General features: G+C 41.5%; 30 protein-coding genes. 25 read left to right on the forward strand and 5 right to left on the reverse strand.

From position 1 onward, the window contains the following. Window positions 1-3 precede the first annotated feature (3 nt). The 5 genes from proC to hemW all read left to right on the forward strand — a co-directional run bounded on the left by proC (window position 4) and on the right by hemW (window position 3,829). A complete protein-coding gene (gene proC / locus HII16_RS15225; protein ID WP_169131459.1) occupies window positions 4-819 on the forward strand; it encodes a pyrroline-5-carboxylate reductase in 816 nt (271 codons plus the stop codon). 93 nt (window positions 820-912) lie between these two features. Then, window positions 913-1,470: a YggT family protein gene (locus tag HII16_RS15230; RefSeq protein WP_169131461.1), complete on the forward strand. Its 558-nt coding sequence runs from the start codon at window positions 913-915 to the stop codon at window positions 1,468-1,470. A gap of 83 nt (window positions 1,471-1,553) precedes the next feature. Continuing rightward, window positions 1,554-1,997 (forward strand): DUF4426 domain-containing protein, encoded by a 444-nt coding sequence (locus tag HII16_RS15235; protein ID WP_169131463.1) that lies wholly within the window; start codon window positions 1,554-1,556, stop codon window positions 1,995-1,997. 86 nt (window positions 1,998-2,083) lie between these two features. Beyond that, entirely contained in the window at window positions 2,084-2,674 is a 591-nt protein-coding gene (locus HII16_RS15240) for an XTP/dITP diphosphatase (RefSeq protein ID WP_169131465.1), read from the forward strand. Window positions 2,675-2,683: 9 nt separating this feature from the next. Next, complete coding sequence (gene hemW / locus HII16_RS15245; RefSeq protein ID WP_169131467.1) at window positions 2,684-3,829, forward strand: radical SAM family heme chaperone HemW; 1,146 nt, start codon at window positions 2,684-2,686, stop codon at window positions 3,827-3,829. Window positions 3,830-3,875: 46 nt separating this feature from the next. Here hemW and HII16_RS15250 read toward each other — a convergent pair whose 3' ends face one another. After that, entirely contained in the window at window positions 3,876-4,094 is a 219-nt protein-coding gene (locus tag HII16_RS15250) for a hypothetical protein (RefSeq protein ID WP_169131469.1), read from the reverse strand. A gap of 170 nt (window positions 4,095-4,264) precedes the next feature. Here HII16_RS15250 and tadA point away from each other — a divergent pair, with 170 nt between their 5' ends. Continuing rightward, window positions 4,265-4,813, forward strand: coding sequence for a tRNA adenosine(34) deaminase TadA (gene tadA, locus HII16_RS15255; RefSeq protein ID WP_169131470.1), 549 nt, complete (start codon window positions 4,265-4,267; stop codon window positions 4,811-4,813). Here the strand turns inward: tadA and HII16_RS17095 are convergent. Continuing rightward, window positions 4,810-4,938, reverse strand: a complete 129-nt coding sequence (locus HII16_RS17095) for a hypothetical protein (protein WP_282434753.1) — start codon at window positions 4,936-4,938, stop codon at window positions 4,810-4,812. The genes tadA and HII16_RS17095 overlap by 4 nt on opposite strands. A 106-nt stretch (window positions 4,939-5,044) precedes the next feature. Continuing rightward, a complete protein-coding gene (mltF, locus tag HII16_RS15260) occupies window positions 5,045-6,445 on the reverse strand; it encodes a membrane-bound lytic murein transglycosylase MltF (protein WP_169131472.1) in 1,401 nt (466 codons plus the stop codon). Between the two features lie 235 nt (window positions 6,446-6,680). Here mltF and purL point away from each other — a divergent pair, with 235 nt between their 5' ends. Beyond that, window positions 6,681-10,601 (forward strand): phosphoribosylformylglycinamidine synthase, encoded by a 3,921-nt coding sequence (gene purL / locus HII16_RS15265; protein WP_169131474.1) that lies wholly within the window; start codon window positions 6,681-6,683, stop codon window positions 10,599-10,601. Window positions 10,602-10,670: 69 nt separating this feature from the next. Here purL and HII16_RS15270 read toward each other — a convergent pair whose 3' ends face one another. Further along, window positions 10,671-11,627 carry an integron integrase gene (locus HII16_RS15270; RefSeq protein WP_169131476.1) on the reverse strand — a complete coding sequence of 319 codons (957 nt, stop codon included), beginning with the start codon at window positions 11,625-11,627 and terminating at the stop codon, window positions 10,671-10,673. Window positions 11,628-11,987: 360 nt separating this feature from the next. On the opposite strand from HII16_RS15270, the gene HII16_RS15275 reads away from it, so the two are divergent. The 8 genes from HII16_RS15275 to HII16_RS15310 all read left to right on the forward strand — a co-directional run bounded on the left by HII16_RS15275 (window position 11,988) and on the right by HII16_RS15310 (window position 17,182). After that, complete coding sequence (locus HII16_RS15275) at window positions 11,988-12,398, forward strand: hypothetical protein (RefSeq protein WP_169131478.1); 411 nt, start codon at window positions 11,988-11,990, stop codon at window positions 12,396-12,398. 132 nt (window positions 12,399-12,530) lie between these two features. Continuing rightward, on the forward strand, window positions 12,531-12,869 hold the full coding sequence (locus HII16_RS15280; RefSeq protein WP_169131480.1) for a hypothetical protein: 339 nt from the start codon (window positions 12,531-12,533) through the stop codon (window positions 12,867-12,869). Window positions 12,870-12,987: 118 nt separating this feature from the next. After that, entirely contained in the window at window positions 12,988-13,392 is a 405-nt protein-coding gene (locus HII16_RS15285; RefSeq protein WP_169131482.1) for a hypothetical protein, read from the forward strand. A 105-nt stretch (window positions 13,393-13,497) separates the two neighbouring features. Continuing rightward, window positions 13,498-13,851: a hypothetical protein gene (locus tag HII16_RS15290; RefSeq protein ID WP_169131484.1), complete on the forward strand. Its 354-nt coding sequence runs from the start codon at window positions 13,498-13,500 to the stop codon at window positions 13,849-13,851. Between the two features lie 153 nt (window positions 13,852-14,004). Next, a complete protein-coding gene (locus HII16_RS15295; protein ID WP_169131486.1) occupies window positions 14,005-14,553 on the forward strand; it encodes a hypothetical protein in 549 nt (182 codons plus the stop codon). Window positions 14,554-14,714: 161 nt separating this feature from the next. Beyond that, a complete protein-coding gene (locus tag HII16_RS15300; RefSeq protein WP_169131488.1) occupies window positions 14,715-15,101 on the forward strand; it encodes a hypothetical protein in 387 nt (128 codons plus the stop codon). A gap of 135 nt (window positions 15,102-15,236) precedes the next feature. Next, the gene (locus tag HII16_RS15305) at window positions 15,237-15,704 is read left to right on the forward strand and encodes a GNAT family N-acetyltransferase (protein WP_169131490.1); all 468 of its coding nucleotides are present in this window, start codon (window positions 15,237-15,239) and stop codon (window positions 15,702-15,704) included. 140 nt (window positions 15,705-15,844) lie between these two features. Beyond that, window positions 15,845-17,182 carry a DUF4041 domain-containing protein gene (locus HII16_RS15310; protein WP_169131492.1) on the forward strand — a complete coding sequence of 446 codons (1,338 nt, stop codon included), beginning with the start codon at window positions 15,845-15,847 and terminating at the stop codon, window positions 17,180-17,182. Window positions 17,183-17,375: 193 nt separating this feature from the next. Here the strand turns inward: HII16_RS15310 and HII16_RS15315 are convergent, their stop codons facing one another. After that, window positions 17,376-19,370, reverse strand: a complete 1,995-nt coding sequence (locus HII16_RS15315) for a serine hydrolase (protein ID WP_169131494.1) — start codon at window positions 19,368-19,370, stop codon at window positions 17,376-17,378. Between the two features lie 215 nt (window positions 19,371-19,585). Here HII16_RS15315 and HII16_RS15320 point away from each other — a divergent pair, with 215 nt between their 5' ends. The 10 genes from HII16_RS15320 to HII16_RS15365 all read left to right on the forward strand — a co-directional run bounded on the left by HII16_RS15320 (window position 19,586) and on the right by HII16_RS15365 (window position 26,458). Further along, window positions 19,586-21,634 carry a winged helix-turn-helix domain-containing protein gene (locus HII16_RS15320; RefSeq protein WP_169131496.1) on the forward strand — a complete coding sequence of 683 codons (2,049 nt, stop codon included), beginning with the start codon at window positions 19,586-19,588 and terminating at the stop codon, window positions 21,632-21,634. A 56-nt stretch (window positions 21,635-21,690) separates the two neighbouring features. After that, window positions 21,691-22,035 (forward strand): 5-carboxymethyl-2-hydroxymuconate Delta-isomerase, encoded by a 345-nt coding sequence (locus HII16_RS15325; RefSeq protein WP_169131498.1) that lies wholly within the window; start codon window positions 21,691-21,693, stop codon window positions 22,033-22,035. A gap of 97 nt (window positions 22,036-22,132) precedes the next feature. Next, entirely contained in the window at window positions 22,133-22,474 is a 342-nt protein-coding gene (locus HII16_RS15330; protein ID WP_169131500.1) for a Fis family transcriptional regulator, read from the forward strand. Between the two features lie 90 nt (window positions 22,475-22,564). Then, window positions 22,565-22,897, forward strand: a complete 333-nt coding sequence (locus tag HII16_RS15335; protein ID WP_169131502.1) for a hypothetical protein — start codon at window positions 22,565-22,567, stop codon at window positions 22,895-22,897. 39 nt (window positions 22,898-22,936) lie between these two features. Further along, on the forward strand, window positions 22,937-23,290 hold the full coding sequence (locus tag HII16_RS15340; RefSeq protein ID WP_169131504.1) for a hypothetical protein: 354 nt from the start codon (window positions 22,937-22,939) through the stop codon (window positions 23,288-23,290). A gap of 8 nt (window positions 23,291-23,298) precedes the next feature. Then, window positions 23,299-23,913: a DsbA family protein gene (locus HII16_RS15345; protein WP_169131506.1), complete on the forward strand. Its 615-nt coding sequence runs from the start codon at window positions 23,299-23,301 to the stop codon at window positions 23,911-23,913. 122 nt (window positions 23,914-24,035) lie between these two features. Then, on the forward strand, window positions 24,036-24,938 hold the full coding sequence (locus HII16_RS15350) for a PD40 domain-containing protein (RefSeq protein ID WP_169131507.1): 903 nt from the start codon (window positions 24,036-24,038) through the stop codon (window positions 24,936-24,938). Between the two features lie 24 nt (window positions 24,939-24,962). Next, window positions 24,963-25,376 (forward strand): GFA family protein, encoded by a 414-nt coding sequence (locus tag HII16_RS15355; protein ID WP_169131509.1) that lies wholly within the window; start codon window positions 24,963-24,965, stop codon window positions 25,374-25,376. Window positions 25,377-25,450: 74 nt separating this feature from the next. After that, complete coding sequence (locus tag HII16_RS15360) at window positions 25,451-26,059, forward strand: isoprenylcysteine carboxylmethyltransferase family protein (RefSeq protein WP_248289647.1); 609 nt, start codon at window positions 25,451-25,453, stop codon at window positions 26,057-26,059. A gap of 42 nt (window positions 26,060-26,101) precedes the next feature. Further along, window positions 26,102-26,458, forward strand: coding sequence for a DOPA 4,5-dioxygenase family protein (locus HII16_RS15365; protein WP_348981435.1), 357 nt, complete (start codon window positions 26,102-26,104; stop codon window positions 26,456-26,458). The last annotated feature ends 6 nt before the right edge of the window (window positions 26,459-26,464 follow it).

Raw genomic sequence — 26,464 nt, forward strand, 5'->3', positions numbered from 1 at the left:
ATAATGAAAAAAGTAGCTTTTATTGGTGCTGGTAACATGAACCGCTGCATATTAATTGGTATGGTTAAAGCGGGTTTTGATGCGGCATTAATCACCGTAACCAACCCAAGTCCAGAAAAGCGTGTTGCGTTGGCAAATGACTATGGTGTCAATCAAAGTGCCGACAATATTGAGGCTGCCAAGCAAGCAGATATCATCATTCTTGGCGTGAAGCCGCATTTAATCAAAACCGTGTGCCAACAACTGGCCGATGCGATGGATATCAGCGACAAATGTTTTGTTTCTGTCGCTGCTGGGGTGTCTATGGCGCAAATGCGCAGTGTACTTGGTGAGCAAGCAGGTCTTGTCCGCTGCATGCCAAACACACCTTCGCAACTTGGTGTCGGTATGGCAGGCTTATTCGCTGACGACAGTGTAAGTGATGAGAGCAAAGCTTTTATCGATGCCATGTTTGTCGCGGTAGGTAAGACATTATGGCTTGCCAATGAAGCAGAGATTGATAATCTGATTACGGTATCGGGATCAGGTCCAGCTTACTTTTTTGCCTTTATGGAAGCCATGCAAAAACAAGCGATGGCGTTTGGTTTTGATCAACAAACCGCACGTGAGATGGTACAACAAACCGCATTAGGTGCGGCTCAAATGGTCATCGAAAATCCTGAATCTATCGCCACCTTGCGCGAAAATGTCACCTCCAAGGGCGGCACCACGCAAGCGGCACTAAACACATTTTTTGACGGTGGTTTAACAGATTTAGTCGCTAAGGCGATGATTAACTGTAAAAAACGTGCAGAAGAAATGACAGAAAGTAACAACTAATTTTGCCGCCATGGTATAAGATTAAAAAATAAGCTTTTTAACAATAGCTTTTAACAAAAACTAAAAAACAATGCATTTGCACATGGAGTAATAATGGAAGCATTGCTGATTTTACTGAACTTTTTATTTGACGCCTTTTTTATGGTGTTAATTTTACGAGTTTGGTTGCAAGCGGTTCGCGCTGATTTTTATAACCCGTTAAGTCAATTTGTGGTCAAGGTAAGTAACCCGGTTGTGGTGCCTTTTAGGCGCTTTATTCCAGGTTTTGCTGGTGTTGATGTGGCCACCATTTTGGTCGCTTATATAGTCGGTACGCTGAAGCTGTATACCATGTCTAGCCTACAAGGCGGCATTATTGAATTCGGCTTATTGTTGTATCTTGGCTTATTGTATCTGATCAAAGAAAGCGGCTACTTGCTGTTTATGGTGATGTTGATCATGGCGCTGATGAGTTGGGTCGTACAACATCCAACCCCAATTCGTTTAGTGTTTCACCAACTGACGGAACCATTTTTACGCCCTATTCGACGTATATTGCCTGATCTAGGTGGTATTGATTTATCGGTCGTCATCGCGTTTTTGGCGCTGAGCATGCTCAATGCGTTTTTAAATACCACAGTGCCTTATTGGTCTGTGTTACGCATGTTCTAACGCGCAAGCAATCATCGTTACCGACAACAAACGTCTATACTTAGTATCACTTGTACATCAATGTACAAAATAGAGAGGCAATTATGCTTAAACGAATAACCCAAGTTGTTGCAACAGTTCTGTGTTTTTGTTTAATGAGCGTTGCTGTCCACGCCGAACAAATGAAGAAGCTTGGTGATTTAGAAGTACACTATATTGGCTTATCAACGTCAATTTTACAGCCTGAAATCGCCAAGAGTTATGGTATTGAACGCAGCCGTTACAAAGGTTTTGTTAATATTTCTGTGCTCGATGGCAGTGCCGACGGTAAGCCGGCAAAAGCGGTTGGTATTTCCGGTAAAGCAATCAACTTAGTTGGCCAGTCAATGAACCTTGAATTTCAGCAAATTAAAGAAGGTGATGCAATTTATTATATTGCTATCGTTGATTATCCCAATGACGAAACCTATAAGTTCGACATTTTAATTAATGACAATGGTCAGCAACACAACTTAAAATTCACTCAAAAGTTTTATGTAGAACAGTAGAGTTTGAATTCTATAACTAGGTAACAAAAGTGCGCTTAGTCGCACTTTTTCATTTAATTAACCCGAAAGATTATTGATAAATCCCTATGCAAAAAATCGTTTTAGCTACCGGTAATAAAGGTAAAGTAAAAGAGTTGGCCGAGTTATTAGCCAAACAACATATTGAGGTATTACCACAAAGTGATTTTAACGTCGCTGATGTTGCTGAAACCGGCACCACGTTTATTGAAAACGCTATCATCAAAGCACGTCATGCGGCAAAAATAACTGGCCTGCCGGCAATCGCTGACGACTCAGGTTTAGAAGTCGACTATTTACAGGGCGCACCTGGCATCTACTCTGCCCGCTATGCTGGCGAAGGCGCTAATGACCAAGACAACAATGCCAAGTTACTGCAGGCATTACATGGCGTGCCTAGCGAACAAAGAACAGCACGTTTTCAATGCGTTTTGGTGTTTATGCGCCATGGCGATGATCCGACACCAATAATTTGCCAAGGCACTTGGGAAGGTGAAATCACCAGCGAAGCACACGGCGAGCAAGGTTTTGGTTACGACCCACTATTTTGGGTTGCGCAACACCAACAAACCTCAGCGCAATTACCGCGCGAGATAAAAAATACGTTGAGCCACCGCGCTAAAGCGTTACAACAATTGGTCAAAGCCTTACAGGCGTAGAGAAAACTCGTGTTAAAAACGCCCCCATTATCGTTATATGTGCATATCCCATGGTGTGTACAAAAGTGCCCTTATTGTGACTTTAATTCGCACGCGCTAAAGGCCGACATAGATGAAGTTGCGTATGTGCAACATTTGTTGGCCGACTTAGATAGCGATATGCAACGCTTTGCTATTGATCGCCCACTGTATTCGATTTTCATTGGTGGTGGCACACCAAGTTTGTTCTCAAGTGAGGCAATTGACAGCTTATTGCGCGGCATAAAACAACGCTTTCGTCACGGTGATGATATGGAAGTTACCATGGAGGCGAATCCTGGTACCGTTGAAGCAAAAAAATTTGCGGGCTTTGCTGAAGCAGGCGTAAATCGTTTGTCGATTGGTGTGCAAAGCTTTGCCTCGGATAAATTGCTAAAGCTTGGCCGTATTCATGACAGCCAACAAGCTATCCGTGCCGCCAAAATTGCCAAGCAATGCGGTATCAACAGCTTTAATCTGGACTTAATGCACGGCCTAGAACAACAAAGTGTCGCCGGTGCGCTCGATGATTTAAAACAAGCCATCGCTTTATCACCGGATCATTTATCTTGGTACCAATTAACCATTGAGCCTAATACGTCGTTCTATTCAAAACCACCCACCTTGCCTGAAGATGACGTGCTTTGGGATATACAAGAGCAAGGTTTTGCCTTGTTGCAAGCGGCGGGTTATCAGCAATATGAAGTGTCAGCCTTTGCCAAACATGAGCAAGTTCGCTGTCGTCACAACTTAAATTATTGGCAAAATGGTGATTACCTTGGTATTGGCTGTGGTGCGCACGGCAAAATAACCCATGGTGAAAGCGACCGTATTACCCGCACCGTTAAAGTCAAACACCCGAAAGGATACATGCAAGAGGGACGCGACTATCTTGACCAGATACATCACGTTGCGCAAAGTGAGCGGTCGTTTGAATATATGATGAATCGCTTACGCTTATTTAGTGCCTTTAGCCAAGCCGACTTTGAAGCAGCCACTGGCCTGCCCATCTCTCATATTGACGGCGCACTAGCAACTGCCGTTAACAAGCGGTTATTGCAGCAACAGGATGATGGCTGGCAAATAACCGACTTAGGTCGACGTTACCTCAATGACTTGTTGACCCTGTTTTTATAGGGTCACAGCGTATGTTCGAGGCCAATAAAACGCCTATAGAGACAGGCTATAGGTCGTCTATTTCTTGCTTTAAGTCATAGCCTTTATCGGTAACAATTTTTTCCAGTACCACCAATCGCTGTTTAATATTGGTCAGCTCGCTTTCTAAGTCACCGGTCACTTTTTCATGTTTAATGCGTTCTTGCTGAAACTTTTGACGTTGTTTTAAATACTCAAAAATGCCATAGACCACAGTAATAACAATAATAAATTCAAATACCCGCACTATTTACTTCCTCTCACGCTTAGCTATCATTAACTTTTTATATCACCTAACCTAAATTAAGCAAGTTACAGACCATATAATAAAGGCAAAGATTTTCAATAACTTGTATAATTGCATCTATTAAGCACTGATTTTTTTTGACGATTTATTAGTAAAATTCACAATTTATTATGAGCCAAGATAGCCAATCACAAGCCGAGTTAGATCAATGGTACATGCAACATGCTTTGCAGTTAGCCGATAAGGCCGAGCAGCAAGGTGAAATCCCTGTTGGTGCGGTCATTGTGCGTGATGGACAAATCATTGGCGAAGGTTGGAATCAATCCATTCAGCTCAATGACCCGTCAGCGCATGCTGAAATGCAGGCGGTGCGTCAAGCTGGGCCAAATATTGCTAACTATCGCATGTTAGATACGACCTTGTATGTGACCTTAGAGCCTTGCCCAATGTGCGCGGGCTTGCTCGTTCACAGTCGTGTAAATAGAGTGGTATTTGGTGCGAATGATTTAAAAACTGGGGCGTGTGGTAGCCTATTTAATTTAGTTCAGGATGAACGCTTAAACCACCAACTAGAGGTAGTTTCTGGGGTACTTGAAGCGCAATGTGCGAGCAAGCTGTCGAACTTTTTTAAACGACGTCGTGCCGAAAAAAAAGCCTTGAAGAAAGCCTTAAAAGAAGCTCAGCAACACGCTTTACAGAATGACGATAACGACAGTTAATCGTCTTTGTTAGATAAGACCACGCGATAATATACGCGATAACGACCATTTACCTTACGCTGATTGACACGCATCATACGGCGACGTTGATTGTTTTTACAGGTTCGAGTTCTCATTTTTGCCATTGATTAATACAGTTTGCCATAGCTTAAAGTGTGTTTATGACACTTTAATGACACTGTCCTCGTTATTTTTATTATTATTATCAATACAGCAACACCGGCTAAGAGCTTACTCTGCGTCGGCGTTAACAATCACTTTTTTTTCGTCCATAAACACCAGGGTATCGAAATACGCGCGAATATTTTCGACGTATCGAACCGGCTCATCGCCTCTGGCATATCCGTATTTAGTATTTTTATAATACTTCTGTTGTTTTAGCAACGGCAGGCGCTGTTTGACATCAACCCAGCGATCCGGATCGCCGCCTTGTTTTTGGGTCAATACCCGCGCATCTTCCATATGACCCCAACCGATATTGTATGCGGCTAACGCAAACCAACGACGATCAGGATTAGGAATGCGCGCTGGAATGCGCTCGATTAACTGATTTAAATACTTGGCGCCACCACGAATACTTTGCTCAGCGTCAAGGCGGCTTTCAATACCCATTTGTTTGGCGGTAGGCAAAGTCAGCATCATCATGCCTCGCACACCGGTATATGAGCGTGCATGAGGTTCCCAATGTGATTCTTGGTAGCTTACTGCGGCAAGAAAACGCCAATCTAATGTTTTGCCATAACGTTGGAACAAGTGCTGATATTTCGGCAGTTTTTCGTCGATGGCCTGAATAAAGGTACGCGTATTGACATAATTGAACTCTTGGATATGACCATAGTATTTGTCATCAAGGGTTAATATGGTGCCGTCGGTGTGAGTATTACCAAAAAACTCAACCAAAGACGCTAACAATGAATCATGACTTTGCTTGCTTACCATCCACGCTATTGGCTGTGGCTCTTCGACGGTAAAGGCCACTGAAATATCCGGATAATAACGACGATTTAAAGCCAAGGTATTACTGTCAGCAACGGTAAAATCGAGACGCCCTTCGACCACTTCTAAGAGCAATTCATCGGCATCCATTGCTTCAGTTACCGTCCAAGTTAAATCGGCATGTTGTTGCTTTAAGCGGATTAAGTTTTCTTCATGGCTGGAATTTTTAATGACTTGCAAACTGCCTTGCACATCTTCTATTTTGCGAGGCCATTCACGCCCCTGTTTGAACACCATTTTTTGGCTGATGTTTTTGTAGCTTGGTGCAAAACGGTAATTTTGCAGTCGCTCTTCAGTGACCGATAAGCCAGCGGCAAGAAAGTCTACTTCACCGAACTCAAGTTTGAGAAATAGTTCATCTAAAGAATAAGTTGGCACGATATGAAGTGATACGCCTATGCTGTCGGCATACGCCTTAGCCAGCTCGTATTCGAAGCCTTTTGCGCCTTCGGCACCAAGGTAATAACTGTTCGGGCCAAACAGGGTACCAACATTGACCTGTTCACGTTCGATTATTTGCTGCAAGCTTACCTGTTGTTGATCTTGTTGGCAGCCGGATATAAGGCTCAACATGACAATAAAAAACAGGCGCGACAATGTAAATAAGTTCTGATTTTTGTTAATTATTCTTATCATAACGATTTCATTGTGAATGCATTTATACAAATTTTACAGCTTTTTTTTTCAATAAGTATGTAATCCATCTGTTTTGCTCTTACTAAATGGCGCGTTTTCTTTTATAATGCGCGCGAAAAAACAGCACCTTTACACGAATATTTCGCCTTTAGCATGATAAGTATTTATTCCATTGCGATTTACCGAAAATTGCAATCGAATTGGTATTTAATTAATAACTATGGTGAGACAAACTATGGAAATCTTACGTGGCGCTCCTGCGCTTTCCGATTTCAGAATTAACAAGCTGTTGAAGCAGTGCGCCCAGCTAGATCTGCCTGTGACTGACATCTACGCAGAATTCATGCACTTTAGCCATCAAACAGCAGCGCTTTCTGCTGATGAGTTAAGCAAGCTTGAAAAGCTACTGACTTACGGCCCAACCATTGAAGAGCACACTCCTGCTGGCACATTTTTGCTAGTAACTCCACGTCCAGGCACTATCTCACCTTGGTCATCTAAAGCGACTGACATCGCTCACAACTGTGGCCTAGATAAAATCATTCGCCTTGAACGTGGTTTAGCATTCTACGTGCAATCATCGGCTGAATTAAGCGAACAGCAAAGTGCTCAACTTGCTGCATTGATTCACGACCGCATGATGGAAACCATCTTCACCGACACCAACGACGTTGACGTGTTATTTGCAACAGCAGAACCAGGTGAATTGAAATCTGTTGACGTTTTAGCCGGTGGCCGTGACGCCCTAGTTAAAGCAAACCTTGATTTGGGTCTGGCGCTTGCTGAAGATGAAATTGACTACTTAGTCGAGAATTTCAACGCCCTTGGCCGCAACCCACACGACATTGAGTTATACATGTTTGCTCAAGCAAACTCAGAACATTGTCGTCACAAGATTTTTAACGCCGATTGGACAATCGATGGTCAAAAACAGCCTAAGTCGCTGTTCAAAATGATCAAGAACACTTTTGAAACCAACCCAGACAATGTATTAAGCGCTTATAAAGATAACGCCGCGGTTATGGTGGGTTCTGAAGCCGGTCGTTTCTTCCCAGACCCTGACAGCAAAGAATACGCTTACAATGTTGAAGACATCAACATTCTAATGAAGGTTGAAACTCACAACCACCCTACCGCGATTTCGCCATTCCCAGGTGCTGCTACCGGTTCTGGTGGTGAGATTCGTGACGAAGGTGCCACCGGTATTGGTTCAAAACCAAAAGCAGGTTTGGTTGGTTTCTCTGTATCTAACCTTCGCATCCCAGGTTTCGAACAACCATGGGAAACTAATTTTGGTAAGCCAAGCCGTATCGTTACTGCCTTAGACATTATGATGGAAGGCCCATTAGGTGGCGCTGCGTTTAACAACGAATTTGGTCGTCCAAACATTCTTGGTTACTTCCGTACCTACGAAGAGCAAGTTAACTCGTTCAACGGTGAAGAAGTACGTGGTTACCACAAGCCAATCATGCTTGCCGGTGGTTTAGGTAACATTCGCAGCGAGCACGTTGAAAAAGGTGAAATCGTTGTAGGCGCAGCCCTTATCGCGCTAGGTGGTCCAGCAATGAACATCGGTCTTGGTGGTGGTGCTGCCTCATCAATGGCATCTGGTCAGTCTGACGAAGACCTAGACTTTGCCTCGGTACAACGTGACAACCCAGAAATGGAACGTCGTTGTCAGGAAGTCATCGACCGTTGTTGGCAAATGGGTGACGACAACCCAATCCTATTCATTCACGATGTGGGTGCTGGTGGTTTGTCTAACGCCTTCCCTGAGCTTGTATCTGACGGTGGCCGTGGTGGTAACTTTGAGCTTCGCAACGTACCAAACGACGAGCGTAGCATGTCACCACTAGAAATCTGGTGTAACGAATCTCAAGAACGTTACGTTCTTGCCGTAGCACCAGAGCGTGTTGAAGAATTCCGTGCTCTATGTGAGCGTGAGCGTGCACCATTTGCGGTTGTTGGTTATGCCACAGAAGAAGAGCACCTAACACTGACTGATAGCCACTTCGCTGACAACGAAGAGTTAGCAAAACCTATCGATTTACCATTGGATGTACTTTTAGGTAAAGCTCCTAAAATGCACCGTGACGTTGTGTCAAAACGTGACACCGGTAAAGAACTTGAGTTGGCCGACGTTGATTTAGCAGACGCTGCTGATCGTTTATTACGTCTACCAACTATCGCTGAAAAAACTTTCCTTATCACCATTGGTGACCGTACGGTAACCGGTATGGTTGCGCGTGACCAAATGGTTGGTCCTTGGCAGGTACCAGTAGCAGATTGTGCGGTAACAACGGCAGCACTAGACAGCTACCACGGTGAAGCGATGTCTATGGGTGAGCGCACACCAGTTGCACTACTTAACTACGGTGCATCTGCTCGTCTAGCGGTAGCTGAATCACTAACCAACATAGCAAGTGCTGACATTGGTGATTTGAACAACATCAAGCTATCAGCAAACTGGATGGCCGCAGCAGGTCACCCAGGTGAAGACGCTGGTCTTTACGAAGCGGTTAAAGCCGTTGGTGAAGAGCTATGTCCTACTCTAGGTTTGACTATCCCAGTTGGTAAAGACTCAATGAGTATGAAGACCAAGTGGGAAGACGACGGTGTTGAGAAATCAGTAACCGCGCCTCTATCTCTAGTAATTACTGCATTTGGTCGTGTTGAAGACGTACGTAAGACTGTTACGCCACAGCTTCGCACTGACAAAGGCGACAGCCGCATCGTTGCTATCGACCTGTCAAAAGGTAAGAACCGTTTAGGTGGTTCGTGTATCGCTCAGGTTTACAAGCAACTTGGTAAAGAAACGCCAGATGTTGATAGTAGCGATGATCTGAAGAACTTCTTCAACCTAATTCAACACCTTGTACGTGACGAAAAACTTCTTGCTTACCATGACCGTTCAGACGGTGGTTTATTCACAACCGTTGCTGAAATGGCATTCGCTGGTCACACCGGTGTTGATATCGACATCAGCAAGCTTGAAGGCGACAACCTAAGCGTTCTATTTAGTGAAGAGCTAGGTGCGGTTGTGCAAATCCGTGAAGAAGACGTTGACGCTGTTCACGCCATCATCGAACAATACGGTTTGATGGAATGCTTCACTGATATTGGTCGCATCAACAACGAAGACATGATCCGCTTTAGCCGTGACGGTGAAGAAGTACTAGCAAACACCCGTACTTACTTCCGCACTGTTTGGGCAGAAACTACCTTCAAGATGCAATCAATGCGTGACAACCCAGAGTGTGCTGAACAAGAACACACCCTGAAGTTTGATACTGAAGATCCAGGTCTAAACGCTGAACTTACCTTCGACATCAACGAAGACATCGTTGCTGACCTAATCGCCAACGACGCACAAGAAGAAACCAACCCACGTGTTGCTATCTTGCGTGAGCAAGGTGTTAACTCACATGTTGAAATGGCCGCGGCATTTGATCGTGCTGGTTTCATCACTGTTGACGTTCACATGTCTGACGTACTTGGTGGTCGCGTAGACCTAGCTGACTTTAACGGTCTGGTTGCTTGTGGTGGCTTCTCGTACGGTGACGTACTAGGCGCTGGTGAAGGTTGGGCAAAATCAATCTTGTTTAACGACAAAGCACGTGAAATGTTCAAAACTTTCTTCCACCGCGAAGACACCTTCTCACTAGGTGTGTGTAACGGGTGTCAGATGCTATCGAACCTGAAAGAAATCATTCCAGGCACCGAGAACTGGCCACACTTCGTTCAAAACCGCTCAGAGCGTTTTGAAGCCCGTTTCTCATTGGTTGAGATCCAAGAATCGCCGTCTATCTTCTTCAAAGGTATGGAAGGCAGCCGTATGCCAATCGCTGTATCTCACGGTGAAGGTCGCGCTGAATTCAAATCGGAAGATGCCATTGCTGCAGCGAACGATTCAGGCACCGTTTCAATGCGTTACGTAGACAACTACGGTCAGGTTACTGAAACATACCCATCGAACCCGAACGGTTCTCCAGACGGTATCACCTCACTAACCACCACCGACGGTCGCGTAACCATCATGATGCCTCACCCAGAGCGTGTATTTAGAACCGTCGCTAACTCATGGCACCCTGACAGCTGGTCAGAAGACTCACCATGGGTTCGCATGTTCCGCAACGCCCGTAAGTTTATTGGCTAAGCCTTAAACGAACAAAAATTTGAGAAAGCGCCGCAAGGCGCTTTTTTTTATAACAAAAACAACAGAACACTAATCAACAGGGCTATTCACGCCAGACGAATGCTGACCAATAACATGTGTATATATTTGTGTTGTTTTTAAATCAGAATGGCCAAGTAACTCTTGTACCGTGCGAATATCAACACCATTGAGTAATAATTGCGTAGCAAAGCTATGGCGAAACGTATGGGCGGTAACATGTTTCATTATTCCTACTTCCCTGACAGCAGCGCGAAGTACTTTTGATAACGCCGTCCAATGCAAATGATGACGACAATAATATCCATCGGTAGGGTGCTTACAACGAACTGACGCTGGAAATAAATATTGCCATTTGAAGTCGGTAATCGCATACGGGTATTTTCTCGCTAAACCGGACGGCAAACTGGTTTTCCCCTCCCCATCAGCCAAGTCTTTGTCGTGTACTTGTTTTACTTTCTCTATTTGGTGTTTAACATCATCAACGACCGATCTTGGTAGCACGGTGATCCTGTCTTTGCGGCCCTTACCACGAAACACGTAAATTGAATGAGCAGCAAAATCGATATCTTTAATACGCAATCGGAGCAGCTCTGCTTTGCGCATCCCAGAGCCAAATAAAAGGCGAAACATTAAATCGTAAGGAGATTTCATTTTATCAATAATTAAGGTTGCTTCTTCTTTTGACAAAACCGTTGGCACCCTTTTCGGTGGCTTTGCGCGCACCGTATCATCAAGCAACGTGAGCTCACGGTTAAAAGCATGTTTATACATAAACACAATGGCACACAACGCCAAATTTTGAGTAGAAGACGTGACTCTTCTCTCCACGGCTAAATGTGTTAAGAAAAGGCTGACTTCTTGCTCTCCCATATCTTTTGGGTGACGTTTATTGTTAAACAAAATAAAGCGTTTTATCCATACTAAATAGGACTTTTCAGTCTGAATACTGTAATGCTTTGTCCTAAGGATTAAACGGATTGATTCTAAAAATGGGGATTTTGCCATAGACACCTCAACTGTATAAATAAACAGTATAAGCAAAATTAATAAATAGCCAAAAGCAGAACTTACTGAGCCGGCTCAGTAAATCCCCTCAAAAAAAGAAAAACAATAATAAGTGACTGATAGTTAATAGATTTAAGAAAAATGTGCCAAAGGAGATTACTGAGCCGGCATAGTAATTCCATAAAGGATCACAAAAACAGTGTAAGAGCTCTTCCTAAGCCCTTGAATTTGTGTGATATTAACGACATAAATTTAAACGAACTGTAGCCGACATTACTGAGCTGGCTACATAATATACTGTTAGCGGTACCCATGAAATATCACCTATCACACGCATACATAGCTAAAAGGAAGAGGGGGATGATTATTGCCTCTCTGATGTACCTTACTGTAAGTATTGTCTTGGCTGTAATCGGGGTTTTCACTGAAAACTACGGGATGTTCATTGGTTTAATGTTTTTGTATATGGCTTGGCATTCATACAAAGGGATTTCTGGCTGGGTAAGCCATGCTTCAAGCCTTACATTTAGCGTTGAAGACGACAAATTGGTATTCTCTGGTAGTGCCTTCGAGAACAAGGTTTCATTGTCATCCATTAAAAAAATGGTCGTACAAACCAAAAAGGGTGAGGCCTTGTCGGTGCTTCTATTTCCTGACTCCGGGGGACTTGAGAAGCTAGAGGGTATAGATGGAGTGAAGGACTTTGCTGATGAAATTGAATCTATTATAGGCGCTGACAAAGTAAAGTATGCTCGTTTCTTTCACCGCTAACAAACACAATCAGCGGAACGGTTTTAAGCTGCTTCCGCTTCGCTCCATCAACTTAAAACACGTCCGCTGTTGTGGGCGTTATGTTTTATCTCATTTATAAATTGAATCAAATTAATAGAAAAAGGAAATGATATGTTTGGACTGTTCGGAGGATTCAAAACAATTAAAAAAATTGCGGTTGAAATAGGAGTGGATCATAGAATATTTGGGACTGCGTTAACCGAAAGAAAGGTAAACTATGGTTTTGTTAAGGCGCAAAAAAATATACTAACAAAAACACATGGTGAGCATGATACATATCGTTTCCTAGCCATTACCCTAATACCAACTGCAATTGAAGGGTTAGATATTCTACAACAAAAGTTTGGATATCAAGAGAAAATTATCATTGCACAAGAAGCTCTAGTAAAATTCTTTGATAGCAATCAAGACGTACTAGAAAAATTTCATGATGAAAACAACGCTAATTAGATCTACCCAAAAAACATAACAAGCCAATCAAGCGGGACTAAAAACAGTTTGCTCGGTTTCGCTTCGCTACACATTTTAGCAAACAATTTTTAGCCCCTTATTGGGGCGTTAGGTATCTATGCAGAATAACTTACACCGTAGAGATTGGTTCGGAATTGCAATTGGTATTATTATCGGGATTTTTCAGACTTTTACTCTTATTGGTAAAGAATTTGATTTTCCAGTTCAAGCAGAATCATTATTTCCAATTGCTATATTTGGTTTAGGTGGTCCACCACTACTAGCGATCGTTAATAAGTTATTTAAAACCGCTCACCTATCTATACAGGTACCTAGAAATATTATCTTTATGATTATAGCTATGGGCTTAAGTACAGGTGCTGTTGGTCTTGTATATCACTTTGCAGTTGGTTTACCAGTAAACTCTATGATGCCTATTGTGTTTTTGGGATCTGCTGGTTTCGGTTTTATATTCGCTTATTTCATATATCCAGATTTAGGGTATAGGGAAGGCAATACCTAACAAGGCAATTAAGCAGAACAAAAAACAGTTAGCTTTTGTTCGTGCCTCACTATTTTAGCTAACTATTTTTAGCCTCTTATTGGGGCGTTATATGCAACGGAAATTATGCGTAAGAATCTAATTAAGTCGATCATTTCAGGTTCAATTTTAGGAATAGCAATTGGGCTATCAAGTATTAATACTTCAATTGTTGGATTAATTTTTTCTCTTTTTCTTTGTGCCTTATTTGGCTTATTTACTGTTCTTCAATTTACTAATAAAGCTAATCTTTATTCCTTGGTAGTCACTGTGACATCCAGTTTTTATATCTGCTTTAGTTACGGTATCAATGACGGTTTAATTTATACAGCAGGTGTTGCTGTAATTTATGGCATTATTTCTGTGCAGTTAATTCAAGCTGGTATAAACGCATCTGATAATTTAAAGTACTTGGTAAGTAAACTACTTAATAAAGAGTAAGTTGCATATAACAAGCTGTTCAAGCGGGACAAATAACAGTTGGCTGGTTCCGCTCCGCTTCACATTTTAGCCAACTACAATTTGCCCCTTAACAGGGCGTTATAGTGCAATATTAATTCCTTGTCATTCAATTAGATAATTAAAGGAAGAAAGATGAAGCAACCGAGTCATCAAGTATGGATAAAATTTATAATATTATTATTAATTTTATTATCATATTTTGTGTATTTAACTTATCGGTATGACTTTTTGACAGGAGGGATAGCATCCTTAATAACGTGGAGTTTTTTTGTACTTTGTACTCCCATTGCAGATGCTGGCTTTATACTAGACTTTCCGCTTCGAGTCTTATTTGGTATTCGTATGGTACTTTCAGAAATAGTAGTTTGGCTTATTGCGATAATAATTAATATATTTTCATTAGGGTACTTCCCCGAGTTTTATGAAACAACATTCGTCACACAAACGATGAAAATAATATTAACTACACCGTTTCCATATTGGTTCGTTATTTTATTGTCTGGAATAGGCACATTTCTTTCTATTCGCTTTGGTGATGAATTGATGGATGTATTAAGCCATAAAGATCGTTTGTTTTATTTTCGTCATCATTTTAAACATGAAATGATATTATTTGTTTTTTTTCTTCTTGTACTTTTTGGATATTACGAAATAATTTCAACCTTGGGCATCAGGTTTTAGTAATAGTAAATTATTAAACCTATACGTAGGGCACTATAACAAGCCAATTAAGACGGGACTGCTAACAGCTTGCTCGGTTCCGCTTCGCTACACATTTTAGCAAGCTATTATCAGCCCCTTATTGGGGCGTTAGTTGCCGTCGGCTTTTTTGAGGACTTTTTATGTTCAAAGCTACATTAAGTTTTTTGTTACTTTTCCCTTTTTATGTTTACTCCATGGACATAACGGAATCGGCGATTTCTGGGAAGTGGAATGTAACAGCAATTGTTATGGGCTCTCTTGGGGAGCTGCCTGCAGGGAAAAATGACTATTTCAAGTTTGAAAACGGCATTTTATTGTCTTCCGCTCAAGGTGAGGAGTCGGAAGCTGCGTATACGCTGGAAGAAAATAAGATTGTTGTTACTTATCCGAATAAGAAGGAAGTTCTTACGGTTACAAAGTTTACGGAGAATGAAATGACATTTTTTGTAAATGTATTCGTTAATGGAAAAGAATTGAGCGCAGGTAATATTAGTTTCAAACTGCTTAGGCCAAAGAGCGGCAACTAACAAGCTGTTAAACAAGGACAAAATACAGTTGGCTTTTTGTTCACTTCGTTCACTAATCATAGCCAACTATATTATTGCCCCGTTAACAGGGCGTTATATGCAATTCGGGCTTTAGAGTAATCTTCAGAAGATAATATGGAAAATTTAGTTGTAATTAGAGAAGCTCAAGAAATGGATCATCCATTTATTTTTGCATTGTCACCGTACTTGGCAGAAGTTGCTCAGTTAGAGTGGCACACAAATGATGCCATTCAAAAAATGCAAGATGATTATATTTCTGAAATGCTCGCTGAAACATCGAAACCGAGTATTACCTTGATTGCCGAAAGCAATAATGTTCCATTGGGCTTTATTCATGTGCGTACGCATAATGATAGTATCTCAGACGAAACTTGTGGAACTATACCACTCCTTGCAGTATCACCTAAGTCACAAGGCTTGGGCTTAGGTAAGTTGTTAATTGAACACGCTGAAAAGTGGGCTAAAAATCTAGGCTGTAGGTTGCTACACCTAGAAGTCTTCGCTAATAATGAAAAAGCAGAGGGCTTCTATCAAAATATGGGCTTTAAACCTGAAACGGTTCATATGATTAAACCCATATAGAATCATTTGCATATAACAAGAATTTCAAGAGGGACAAAATACAGTTGGCTTTTTGTTCACTCCGTTCACCTATTTTAGCCAACTGAATTTTGCCCCTTAAATGGGCGTTATGTTCCTTTCGAAACTTTGGAGTCAATTAAATGGAATTTCCCTTAGAAGCACTTTTAGCAGCTTTAGCCATTGCTGTTTTTATTCTTGCTACTTTTTTAATTAAATCTCGCGCTAAGTTAAAAAAAATCGAAGATAAGTATTCTGCAATTATCGATGTAGATGCAGAAGTCGAAAAATCAAAAAAACAAAAAACTGATCTTGATATCGAAATAGCAGAACTTCGTGAGAGCTACAAAGAAAAGAGAGTAGTATTTGATAAGCTAGTACAAGAAGCAGCAATATATGATGAAGAAATACAACTTGCTGAATTAGGTTTTTATAAGCCTCATTTTGATTTCGATACTTCTGAAAAATATAAAGAAGAAATTTACAGAGTTAAAAAAGAACAAAAGGAAATGGTTTCTTCTAAAGAAGCTATTTATTGTACTACCGAATGGACAGTTGAAGGCAGTAAAGCTAAAGGCAGAACCATGACTAATCGAGGTATAAAATTAACAGCAAGAGCATTTAATAATGAATGTGATGCTGCTATTTCTAATACTCGTTGGAATAATGTTGAACGCATGGCGCAACGCCTAGAAAAAGCATTCGATGCAATTAACAAAATGAACCAATCTAACGCAATATTCATATCTAATGACTATTTTAACCTAAAACTTAAAGAGCTTAGGCTCGCATATGAATATGCGGATAAAAAGCAACAAGAAAAAGAAGAACAACAAGAAATAAAAATGCAAATGAGAGAAGAAGCTAAGCTTCAACAAGAATTGGATAAAGCAGAAAAAGATGAAGATAAATTCAAAAAGCTTCTTGAAAAAGCTCAACTTGAAGCAGAAAAGTCAGCAGGGTCTAAATTAGAGGCACTGAATGAAAAAATAGCGTCACTCAGCCAAGAGTTACAAGAGGCTCATGAAAAAAGTGAAAGAGCAAAATCAATGGCTCAACAAACAAAAATTGGTCATGTTTATGTTATTTCCAATGTTGGGTCATTTGGTGAGGATGTATATAAAATAGGAATGACTAGGCGCTTGGAACCTTTAGATAGGGTAAAAGAGTTAGGTGATGCAAGTGTACCTTTTATTTTTGATGTTCATGCAATGATACACTCTGAAAATGCTCCTGCGTTGGAAAGTGCACTTCATAAAAAGTTTGACCTCAAAAGGTTAAACCTTGTTAATAGTAGAAAAGAATTCTTTCGTGTTAATTTAAGTGAAATAGAAGAAGAGGTTCTTAATATTTCACCTGATGCTGAATTTATTGAAACAGCAGAGGCTAGAGATTACAGAGAGTCACAAAGTATTCTTGCCCAGCAGAGTGAATTAAAATCTAAACAAGAAAATTTAGATGAACTACCACTAGCTATATAACCGGAACATAACAAGAATTTAAAGCGGGACTGTGCTAAAGTTTGGCTCGGTTTCGCTTCACTACACAAGTTTAGCCAAGCATTATCAGCCCCTTAGTTAAAGGCTTGATTGAAGTAAAGGGCTAGCGTCTTTGGCTAGCCCTTTTGCTAAGTATTGTTATGTTTGGCTATGTATTGCTTCTTTGTATAAGGCATTAGCCGGTAAATGCGGGGATCACGATGCTGGAAATTTGCGCCATAATTTTGTCTTCTCTGTCGTGCCCGGTAATGGCAATCACCAATTCAAGCTCTTCAACCACGATTAGGCGCTGGCCACCGCCGCCCCACGCGAAGCTGACGTTATAGGTTTTATCGTTAACTTTAACGGGTGCGTTATACCAATAGTAACCATAGCGGTATTCTTCAGGGATCCAATCTTCAACCGGGTCGGTGATGCTGCTTGTTGCTTTGCTAAGGTAATCGGCAGAAACAAATTGCTCGCCTTGCCACTTACCATCATTAACCACGATATTGCCAAGTTTGAGCATGTCGCGTGACGTTAAATTAACACCATAACCTGCTTGCGGTAAGCCGCTTGGATGAGTGTCCCACTTATAATTGGCAATGTTCAACTTATCTAAGATTTCAGACTTAATGAATTCTTTGGCACCGCCTGGTACAACGGCATCAATGACTGACATAACCAATATCGGGTTGAAGTTACCATAGTTATAAGTCTGCGTTTTGGCACTAATGGTTGCGCTATTTTCCAGCAAGGTCTGCACTAATTTTTGCCCATGAATTTTCTCAGGCGACTTTTCAATTTCTAGCCACTTTTCACGATTAATCGTTAGACCACCATGCATGGTCAGCGCCTTGTGCAGCGTTATTTTTTCAGCGCCTTTGGCGAGTTTACGGGTATCGATTTTCTTTAAAAAATGAATGACGGGTTTATCGAGATCAGCCATAGATAAATACCCCAACTGAATAGCACGACCCACAATTAGGCTGGTGTAGCCCTTGGTTGCTGACGCTTGTCCATGGGCAAGATCATATCGACCGCGTTGATGATAGCTTTCAAACACAAGCTTATTGTTCTTGGCAATTAGTAAGCTGTCGTAGTGGCCGTGCTCACCTTGCCCTATTTCTTCAGCCAATTTGATGATTGCATCGGTCTTGTCTTTCGCTAAAGACAGTTCGTCAGCAGATAAGCTTTTGTCATCAGACGTTGGTGAGGTATCGGTAAACGCTTTGTCGAGCAAAGGGATATCTCGAAACGAACCTGACGCTTGATAGGCAGTGCCCTTCGGTGCTTTATTCGCCATAAACGCTTTAATATGAGCCGGCTTTAACTGCTCTATGACCTTGGCATCGACCCAAAACGTATCCACGTTGCGATCTTCACCGTTGCGATTAAAAAATAGGTACTTGCCATCAGGTGATAATTGCGCAGCAAAGTCATTGTCTGGGGTGTTGATGTTGTCACCAAATTTGATCGCCTCGCCCCAACTACCATCGGGCTCTTTAAAGCTGATAAACAAATCGGAATTATCCGCGTTTTCGCCACGGTGCCCATCCCAAATCACATAACTTTCATCTGGCGCAATAAATGGATGCGCATTCCAGGTACCTGTATTTATTTGCTTTGGAAAAGGCTTAGGCGTTGTTCGCTTACCGTTTTTAAGTGTTGAATAGCGCAATACGCCTTTGCCTTCACTGATCGCTTCATCAAATGCAATGGTGCCGTTGAATGAAGACGTAACTCTCATGATTCTGTATTGCTCAAAGTCTTTACCGAGTCTTTTCATCTCGGACCAACCGTCTTTAGTGCGCTCTTTGTAGCCTCGGCCAAAAAACATAATTTTGTTGTCAGGTGACAGGGTTGGTGTACCCACACGTTTTGAGATCACCCGCTCGTTCCAGCTTTCGTCGTTTAGCTCATAAACGACAAACTCTTGTTCTGATTCAGTGTCGGCATTGACTTCTCTAACCATATACATTTCTTTCATGCTTGGTGCAAAAACCACCCCGTATTCCCACCCCGAGGTTGACACAATATCTGGTGCAAATACTTCGGCGGTTAGGCCTGGTTCTGGTTGTCCTAAATATGGACCTTTTAATTTTGTTTCCTTGTTTGTTTGTGAAACCACTGCGCCACTAAAACCGGCTAACACGACAAACGTAATTAAACTTTTAACATGTAATTTCATTGCTTCTCTCTCTTTCCCATTATCTGTTGGTCAATTTAGGCGGTTTCTATCTTTTTTGGTGGAAGCCTAAAAATCATAGGTATAACTTGCCCTTAGATGAGCTGACGTGCATGAAAAAAACCTGACGTTTAGCTGATTTTTTCTTTTTTTCTTTATTTTGAGGTTGTGAGCGAGTTAAGATTTGCCTACAGCGAATAAGGACGATGTTATCTCATATGACCAAAACGTTTTGGGTTAATAACTATTACATTGATGTGTCTCGTAACCAAATCGAGCATCAACAACAAGCAACGCCAATACCACCAAAGGCACTTAAAGTGTTAGAGGTTTTGGCTTCGCGTGCGGGTGATGTCGTCAGCCATGATGAATTGATGGATATCGTTTGGGCAAATAGTGTGGTTGGCCCTAATACACTGCAACGCGCCATCGCACAGCTGCGAAAAGCCTTTGGCGATGACAGCAAACAACAAGCGTTTATTAAAACACATGCTAAAAAAGGTTATAGCCTAGAGGCCAATGTTCGTTGGGAAAATAACGACACAAGGCCAATAACACAGCATAAAACAGCGCCAATAAAGCAATCTAATTACCTGTATGTATTCGCCGCTGTGGCGCTAGCCGTGCTACTCGCTTTTTTTATATGGCCATCAAAACCGATTATTTTTAATCAATTCACGCCGTTAACGGCCAGTGACGAACAAGAGTACAATGCCGCTTATTCACCCGATGGTAGGTATTTGGTGTTTAATCGTTTTGTTGGTCAGTGTGAAAGTCATTTATGGGCGAAAGATTTAAATAACAATCAAGAACAGCGCTTAAGCACCGAGCCCGGTCATTACAGTCAATTAAGTTGGTCAGCAGACGGCTCACAATTGGCCTTTATCTTACAATCTGATTGCTCTGAAGACCCCAAACAGGTTCAACGCTGCTGGCAATTACAAACACTGGATTTTGCTGAAGCTTGGAATGGTAATGCGCAAAACAAGCTTCGTTATGACTGCGCTGACATTAAAACAACGCACCCAACCTGGTTAAATGACGGCAGAATTGCTCTGATTCAATACCCAGAGTCAGACAGCAATCCGCCTAAACTGATGATATATGATGCGGTCACAGACCAAACGGTCGAAGTACCTCACGACTATTCTGGCCATATACATGCGTTGGATTATTCTCGTAAAACAGGATTACTAGCGACGGTAACATTAACTCCTGGTGAGCAAACTGTGCTGAGAACCTTGACCTTATCTGGTGAGGTGAAAACAGAAGCGGTGATCATTCCCCACCAAAGCCATTCTTTGTACGAGCGGTTTTCAATAAACTTTGCTCCCGATGGCAATCATTTCCTTACCGATATTGAAGGAAAAATTTATCGACTCGATTTAGATGGTCAGTTAACACTGATCCACCCTGCAAGTTATACCGGCTTATGGACGCCTAGCTATCATCCTGAACAAAACAGGTTTGCGGTAACCTACGGAACCAAAGACTTTGATGTTGGTTACCTGACACTGCAAAACGAGTCGGCCAATTTTGATGTATTTTCACGCTCAACCGTCCCCGATGTGAATGCCAAATTTCAACCGAATGGCGACTTGATTGCGTTTGTTTCTTTTCGTTCTGGAAATCGTCAAATATGGCTTAAAGATGGCAATAAAACGTATCAGCTGACTAAGTTTGAACAAGGCCTTAAAAGTACTCGATTCGACTGGGCACCTGATGGAAAACGCTTGGTCGTTAATGCCAATAATCAAGTGACTCTGGTTAATTTAGATGGCACGCATCAAACGCTCGAATCCCCTATTTCGGTTTATTTGCTGATGCCATGGACGGTTGCAGACAAATTACTGTTCGTTGGCAATCAGGCCAATCAATACCGCTTGTTTGGCCTAGATTTAAATAACGGTGAGACAACAGATTTGAATATCCTGGATGTCGCATGGGCGACGTATGACGGCTCTAATCAAGTAGTCTATGCCGACCAACAAGGTAGCTTTTGGTTGCATACAAACCAAGGCACTCAGGCGATTGATGCATTAAGCAAAAAACTCGATGGTGACTATGTGGTAGTCAAAGACGACATGCTCTATGGAATGGACTCACAAGCCAAGCTTTGGCGTTATGATTTAAGCCAAAATGATTTACAAACCGTTGCCACCTTAGATAAAGACACCACGTATATCAGTGACATAAAAGGTGAGCAAATTCTTGCGACTAAATTTATCGGCGGTAGAAGAGAGCTTGTTGAATTTAGTCAGCATTAATTTGGTTTCTAAAACTCAAACGATTAAACGACCATAAAATAAGATCAGGAAAATCAATGCCCCATTTTGTTATGGACTGCTCTGATGACGTCCTAAATTTACATGATGAAGAATTTATCATTGAGCAAATTCACCTAGCTGCGAATGCGAGTGGCTTGTTCGATGAGAGTGATATTAAGGTGCGTTTAAACCCTTTTAAAATATACGCTGTAGGCAATAAACGAGAAAGCTTCATTCACGTTTTTGCTCATATCATGCAAGGGCGCACAACAGAGCACAGAGCAAACCTGTCACGCTTGTTAGTATCAAGACTTACTACTTTGTTTCCAGACACCCCAAACATTGCTATGAACATAAGTGAATTTGAAAAGCCGACTTATTGTAACCGTGCAATGCTTTAAATGTATGGCACACAACTTATATAATGTGGCCACGATGTCTTGGCTCATAATGATTGTAAGCCCTGCACTTATGCGCACTTTAGGAAGTATGTAAGTCATGCGTAAATCTGATAAGAAAATGGATAATCAACTGCGGTTGGTTTTAACCGACGTTTGTGCAAACGCTTTGAAACAAATCGATGGATTTCAATGGTTAACACATTTGGTGAATTATTCAGACTTTCCAAAAAGCTTAAAAGTTGTGTGCGTATTCGATACCAATGATAGCCTCGATAATTATCTTAAGTCTGATCGCAATAATCATTTACAGTCAATAATAAAAGCCGAGCTAAATAACTTAGGCATTAAGCTTAAAAATGTTGTGAACCATGTATTGTTTGATACCGAAGAAAATTGCGAACAACAGCATAATGGTAATTGGGCTAAAAGACTTGGCTAACCGTCACCTTCAAACCGATAAGTGCCCTAACATAGAGTTTGTGGGCATTCGCATTCCTTAATCAATTCGGGCGCCAAATTAGGACTCCAAATGAATAAAAAATTAGATAATCTTGCTGAAGTTGTAGCAAAAGCTAATGACTTGTTTTACAGCAAACATGAAAACGTTGATACCTTGATGGGTATTATGAACCAAACATTGCGAGCGCAAGGCATGCAAGCTGATGCCATTACCATTGACTGCGTCGCGGTTGATAAAAAGATTGTATTTCTGCTGCACGATGCAAAACCAGATATGGTCGACATTGCTTTAGGTAACAAGAATGGCGATATTCTCTCATCGTCTGAATACGTCATTGAAGAAGTATCAGAGGCCGTTATCGTTGGCATTATGGAAATGAACTTTGTTTCTGCTTCAGAATAGGTAACTATAACTAGGATATTAAACAAAAGGATTTGAGCATTGTTCCATTTAATTAAAAGCCTTCTGGCTTTTCCGTTTGTCGTTTTTATTTATATTCTGGCACTCGGCATATACATAAGCCTTTATTTACAAATCGTATTAGCTCCACCTATTTTGATGAGCATCTTTTCTGTTGTTATTTTTAAAGACCTACCATTAGATGAAGCATTAGATTATATCTATATCATTGCGGGAGTTGGCACTTTGGCTGGCTTCGTATGGGCAGAAATGGTTCGTAGAAAATACTCTATTCTTGGGTTCCATGGTTACTTGCTTAATCACCCAGAAATAGATGGAAAACAACAACCAAGTAAAGGTATTGTGTTTAGAAAAGGTAACCTAACAAACCAATAGGAGCACTAATGCGACTCATCTACGTTATGGACCCAATGTGTAGCTGGTGCTTTGCCTTCCAACCAGAATTGGAAGCGTTTTTAGCTACGTATTCTTCCGCTAACGTTGATTGGATCATGGGTGGTCTAGCACCAGATAACAATCAACCAATGGATGACGGCTTAAAGCAAACCATTTCCTCGTATTGGCACCAGATAGAACAGAAGACGCAAGTTAGCTTTAATCACGATTTCTGGAAGTTAAACACGCCCTATCGTTCTACATACCCTGCTTGTCGTGCAGTTATTGCAGCAGAGGCGTTGCAGGAAAACAGTACTGGGGCGATGGTAAAGGCGATTCAAGCGGGCTATTACCAGCAGGCTAAGAATCCGTCGTTAGTGGAAACCTTGGTTGATTGCGCCAGCGCCATAGGATTAGATGAAAATACGTTTGCCGAGGTGTTAAAGTCAGCGGAAACCGAACAGCGCTTGCAACAGCATTTAGCCATCAGTCGTCAGTTACAGGTCACCGGCTTTCCAGCCTTGTTTTATATTGATGATGACAATCGCGCTTATCCTTTAACGCTTGGTTATTGCCAAGCCGCGACCTTAGAGCAGCGAATGAATCAGTTACAAGCAAAATAGATTCATCAGTTGTTACAAAAGAAAATCCCCTGCTTAGCTTTTGACTATTGATATCAGTGTTATTATTTTCACTATCAAGTTATTGATAAAGTTAATTAACTTACTGATTAAAAGGATGAACCATGAAGCGCATCGGTATTTCAATTGCTCTGCTTGCTATGCTCTCAGCTGTCTCAGCTACAAGTTTGGCTAAAGACGAGTTTCCTGTTTTACAAGGCCCATATTTTGGCCAAAAAACACCGGGTTTGACGCCTGAAGTGTTCGCTCCTGGTCTTGTGTCTATCGAAGGTCGATATGAGTTTGGTATGGCCTTTTCGCCAGATTTAAAGGAAATGTATTTTTCTGGCAATAAAGAAGGTGATATTGCCGATATGTATTATTCCAAAGTAGATGGCGATACATGGACACCGATTGAGAAACTGTCATTTACAAAAGGAAAAGCCGATGCGGAAATGGAGCCTTTTGTTACTTATGACAATAAGAGAATTTATTTTACCGGTTATAAGTCAGACTACACCAACACCAATATTTGGTACGTTGACCGCACCGATACTGGTTGGAGCGATGCTGTAATCATTGACTCACCTTTGAATAAAGATGAAGTCATGTATTCAACATTAGCCAAAAACGGCGACCTTTTTTATACCAATATTCTAAAATCGAAAACCTACGTTGCACCTATAGTAGACGGTAAATACCCTGAAGCTATGGAAGCTAACATAGACTTTGGCGTGCACGCCTTTATCTCACCTGACCAAGACTATTTATTGGTGGATGATAAAAACCAAGAAGATGAAAATAGAAAAGATAGAGACATTTATGTGTATTTCAAAAACAAGGATGGTTCTTGGTCTAAGCCGATTAACTTAGGTGAGCCGGTAAATTCAGAATATGGTGAAACGGTACCTTATGTTACCCCTGATGGTAAGTATTTATTTTTTGGTCGTTACAATGAACAAGGTGGCATATCTAATTTCTATTGGGTAAGCACTGAGGTTATTGAAAACGTCAGACCGAAAACCTAATCCGCGAATATAGAGAGTTGTAGTATGTATCAAGGTTCATGTTTATGTGGTGCTGTAAAAGTTGAGATCTCAGGCGCTATCAGCGACATCATCCATTGTCATTGCTCACTGTGTCGCAAAAATAGCGGCACCGCCTATGCAACCAATGGGTTTATCAATATGGATGAATTTAAAGTGATAGATCCAGACCGTAAATTGAATTTTTTTGAGTTTAAACCAGGCAGAAAACGACATTTTTGTCGTGTCTGCGCCTCACCAATTTACAGCTCAAACGCCGATAAACCAAGTAAACTGCGAATTCGTCTCGGCCTACTCGATTCCGATATTGTCGAACGACCAATATCTCATAACTTTGTTTCTTCGAAAGCCAATTGGGATGATTTAGATGCAAATCTGCCAAGGTATGATAAGTTTGAACCTGCGAGACAAAAAAACTAATTAGTTTTGCTCTCTAAACGACGCATTAAAAGACTTGAGTAGATTATACTGAGTTAATGGGAACAGGCTTCGACATGTCAGATATCACAGAATTTACCCGAGTATATTTAGCGGTATTCTTTTCGCTGGTCGCTGCGTTTTATACCGTTAGAATCATTCTGATGAAGCGTACAACATCCGAGGAGCTTGTTTTCCCAGGCGAGCGCTTTTGTGCGACTTGGTGGAATCATATCGCCTTTCGCTTTTTTCGCGCTACCATTTGGATGGTGTGTCTATTTCGCTTACTCTTTCCTGAAGTCGATAACTATTTAGGAATGTTTTCCAGCTTTGATCACCCTCTCATTATTTTTTCTGGCTTAATACTTCTGACCTTAGGGTTTGTCTCAACCGCAACCATTCATTACCGCCTTGGTGAACAATGGCGTTCAGGCATAGATCCCAGTGGCCCTGCAAAGATCATAACCAGCGGCATCTACCGATACACACGCAATCCCATGTTTTGTTTTGTAGCGTTAGCGCAACTTGGCTTTTTCTTAGCTCTGCCGTCATTCTTTTCGTTAACCTGCTTCGCAATTGGCCTGTACACACTAAACAGCCAAGCCGAAGCGGAAGAAAAACATTTATTAGAGCTATTTCCTAACCAGTACCCTCAATATACAAATCAGGTAAGACGCTGGATTTAATTCATTCCTTTTTCATTATTAAAATCATCTACAGAGACTAACGTGACAAACGTGACAAACAGCAAGTACCCTATCAATATTCATGATAAGTATCACGCGCATGTATACTTTGACGAAACCTCATTAGATTTAGCATCCGATCTACATAAACAAGTTGCAGAGAACTTTGCCCTGCCCGTTGGCCGAATTCATCAAAAACCGGTGGGCCCTCATACCAAATGGAGCTTTCAAATCTTGTTCGGCCAAAATGACTTTGATGAGGTTGTTCCATGGCTCGACGCACATCGAGGTGATTTGAGCGTATTGGTTCATGCCGATACAGGAAATGATGCGATCGATCATACCGAATACGCATATTGGCTAGGTGAAGCAGTCAAAATCAATCTAAACGGCTTTTGAGCTGAG

Source organism: Thalassotalea sp. Y01 (assembly GCF_012932945.1).
Taxonomy (GTDB): Bacteria; Pseudomonadota; Gammaproteobacteria; order Enterobacterales; family Alteromonadaceae; genus Thalassotalea_A.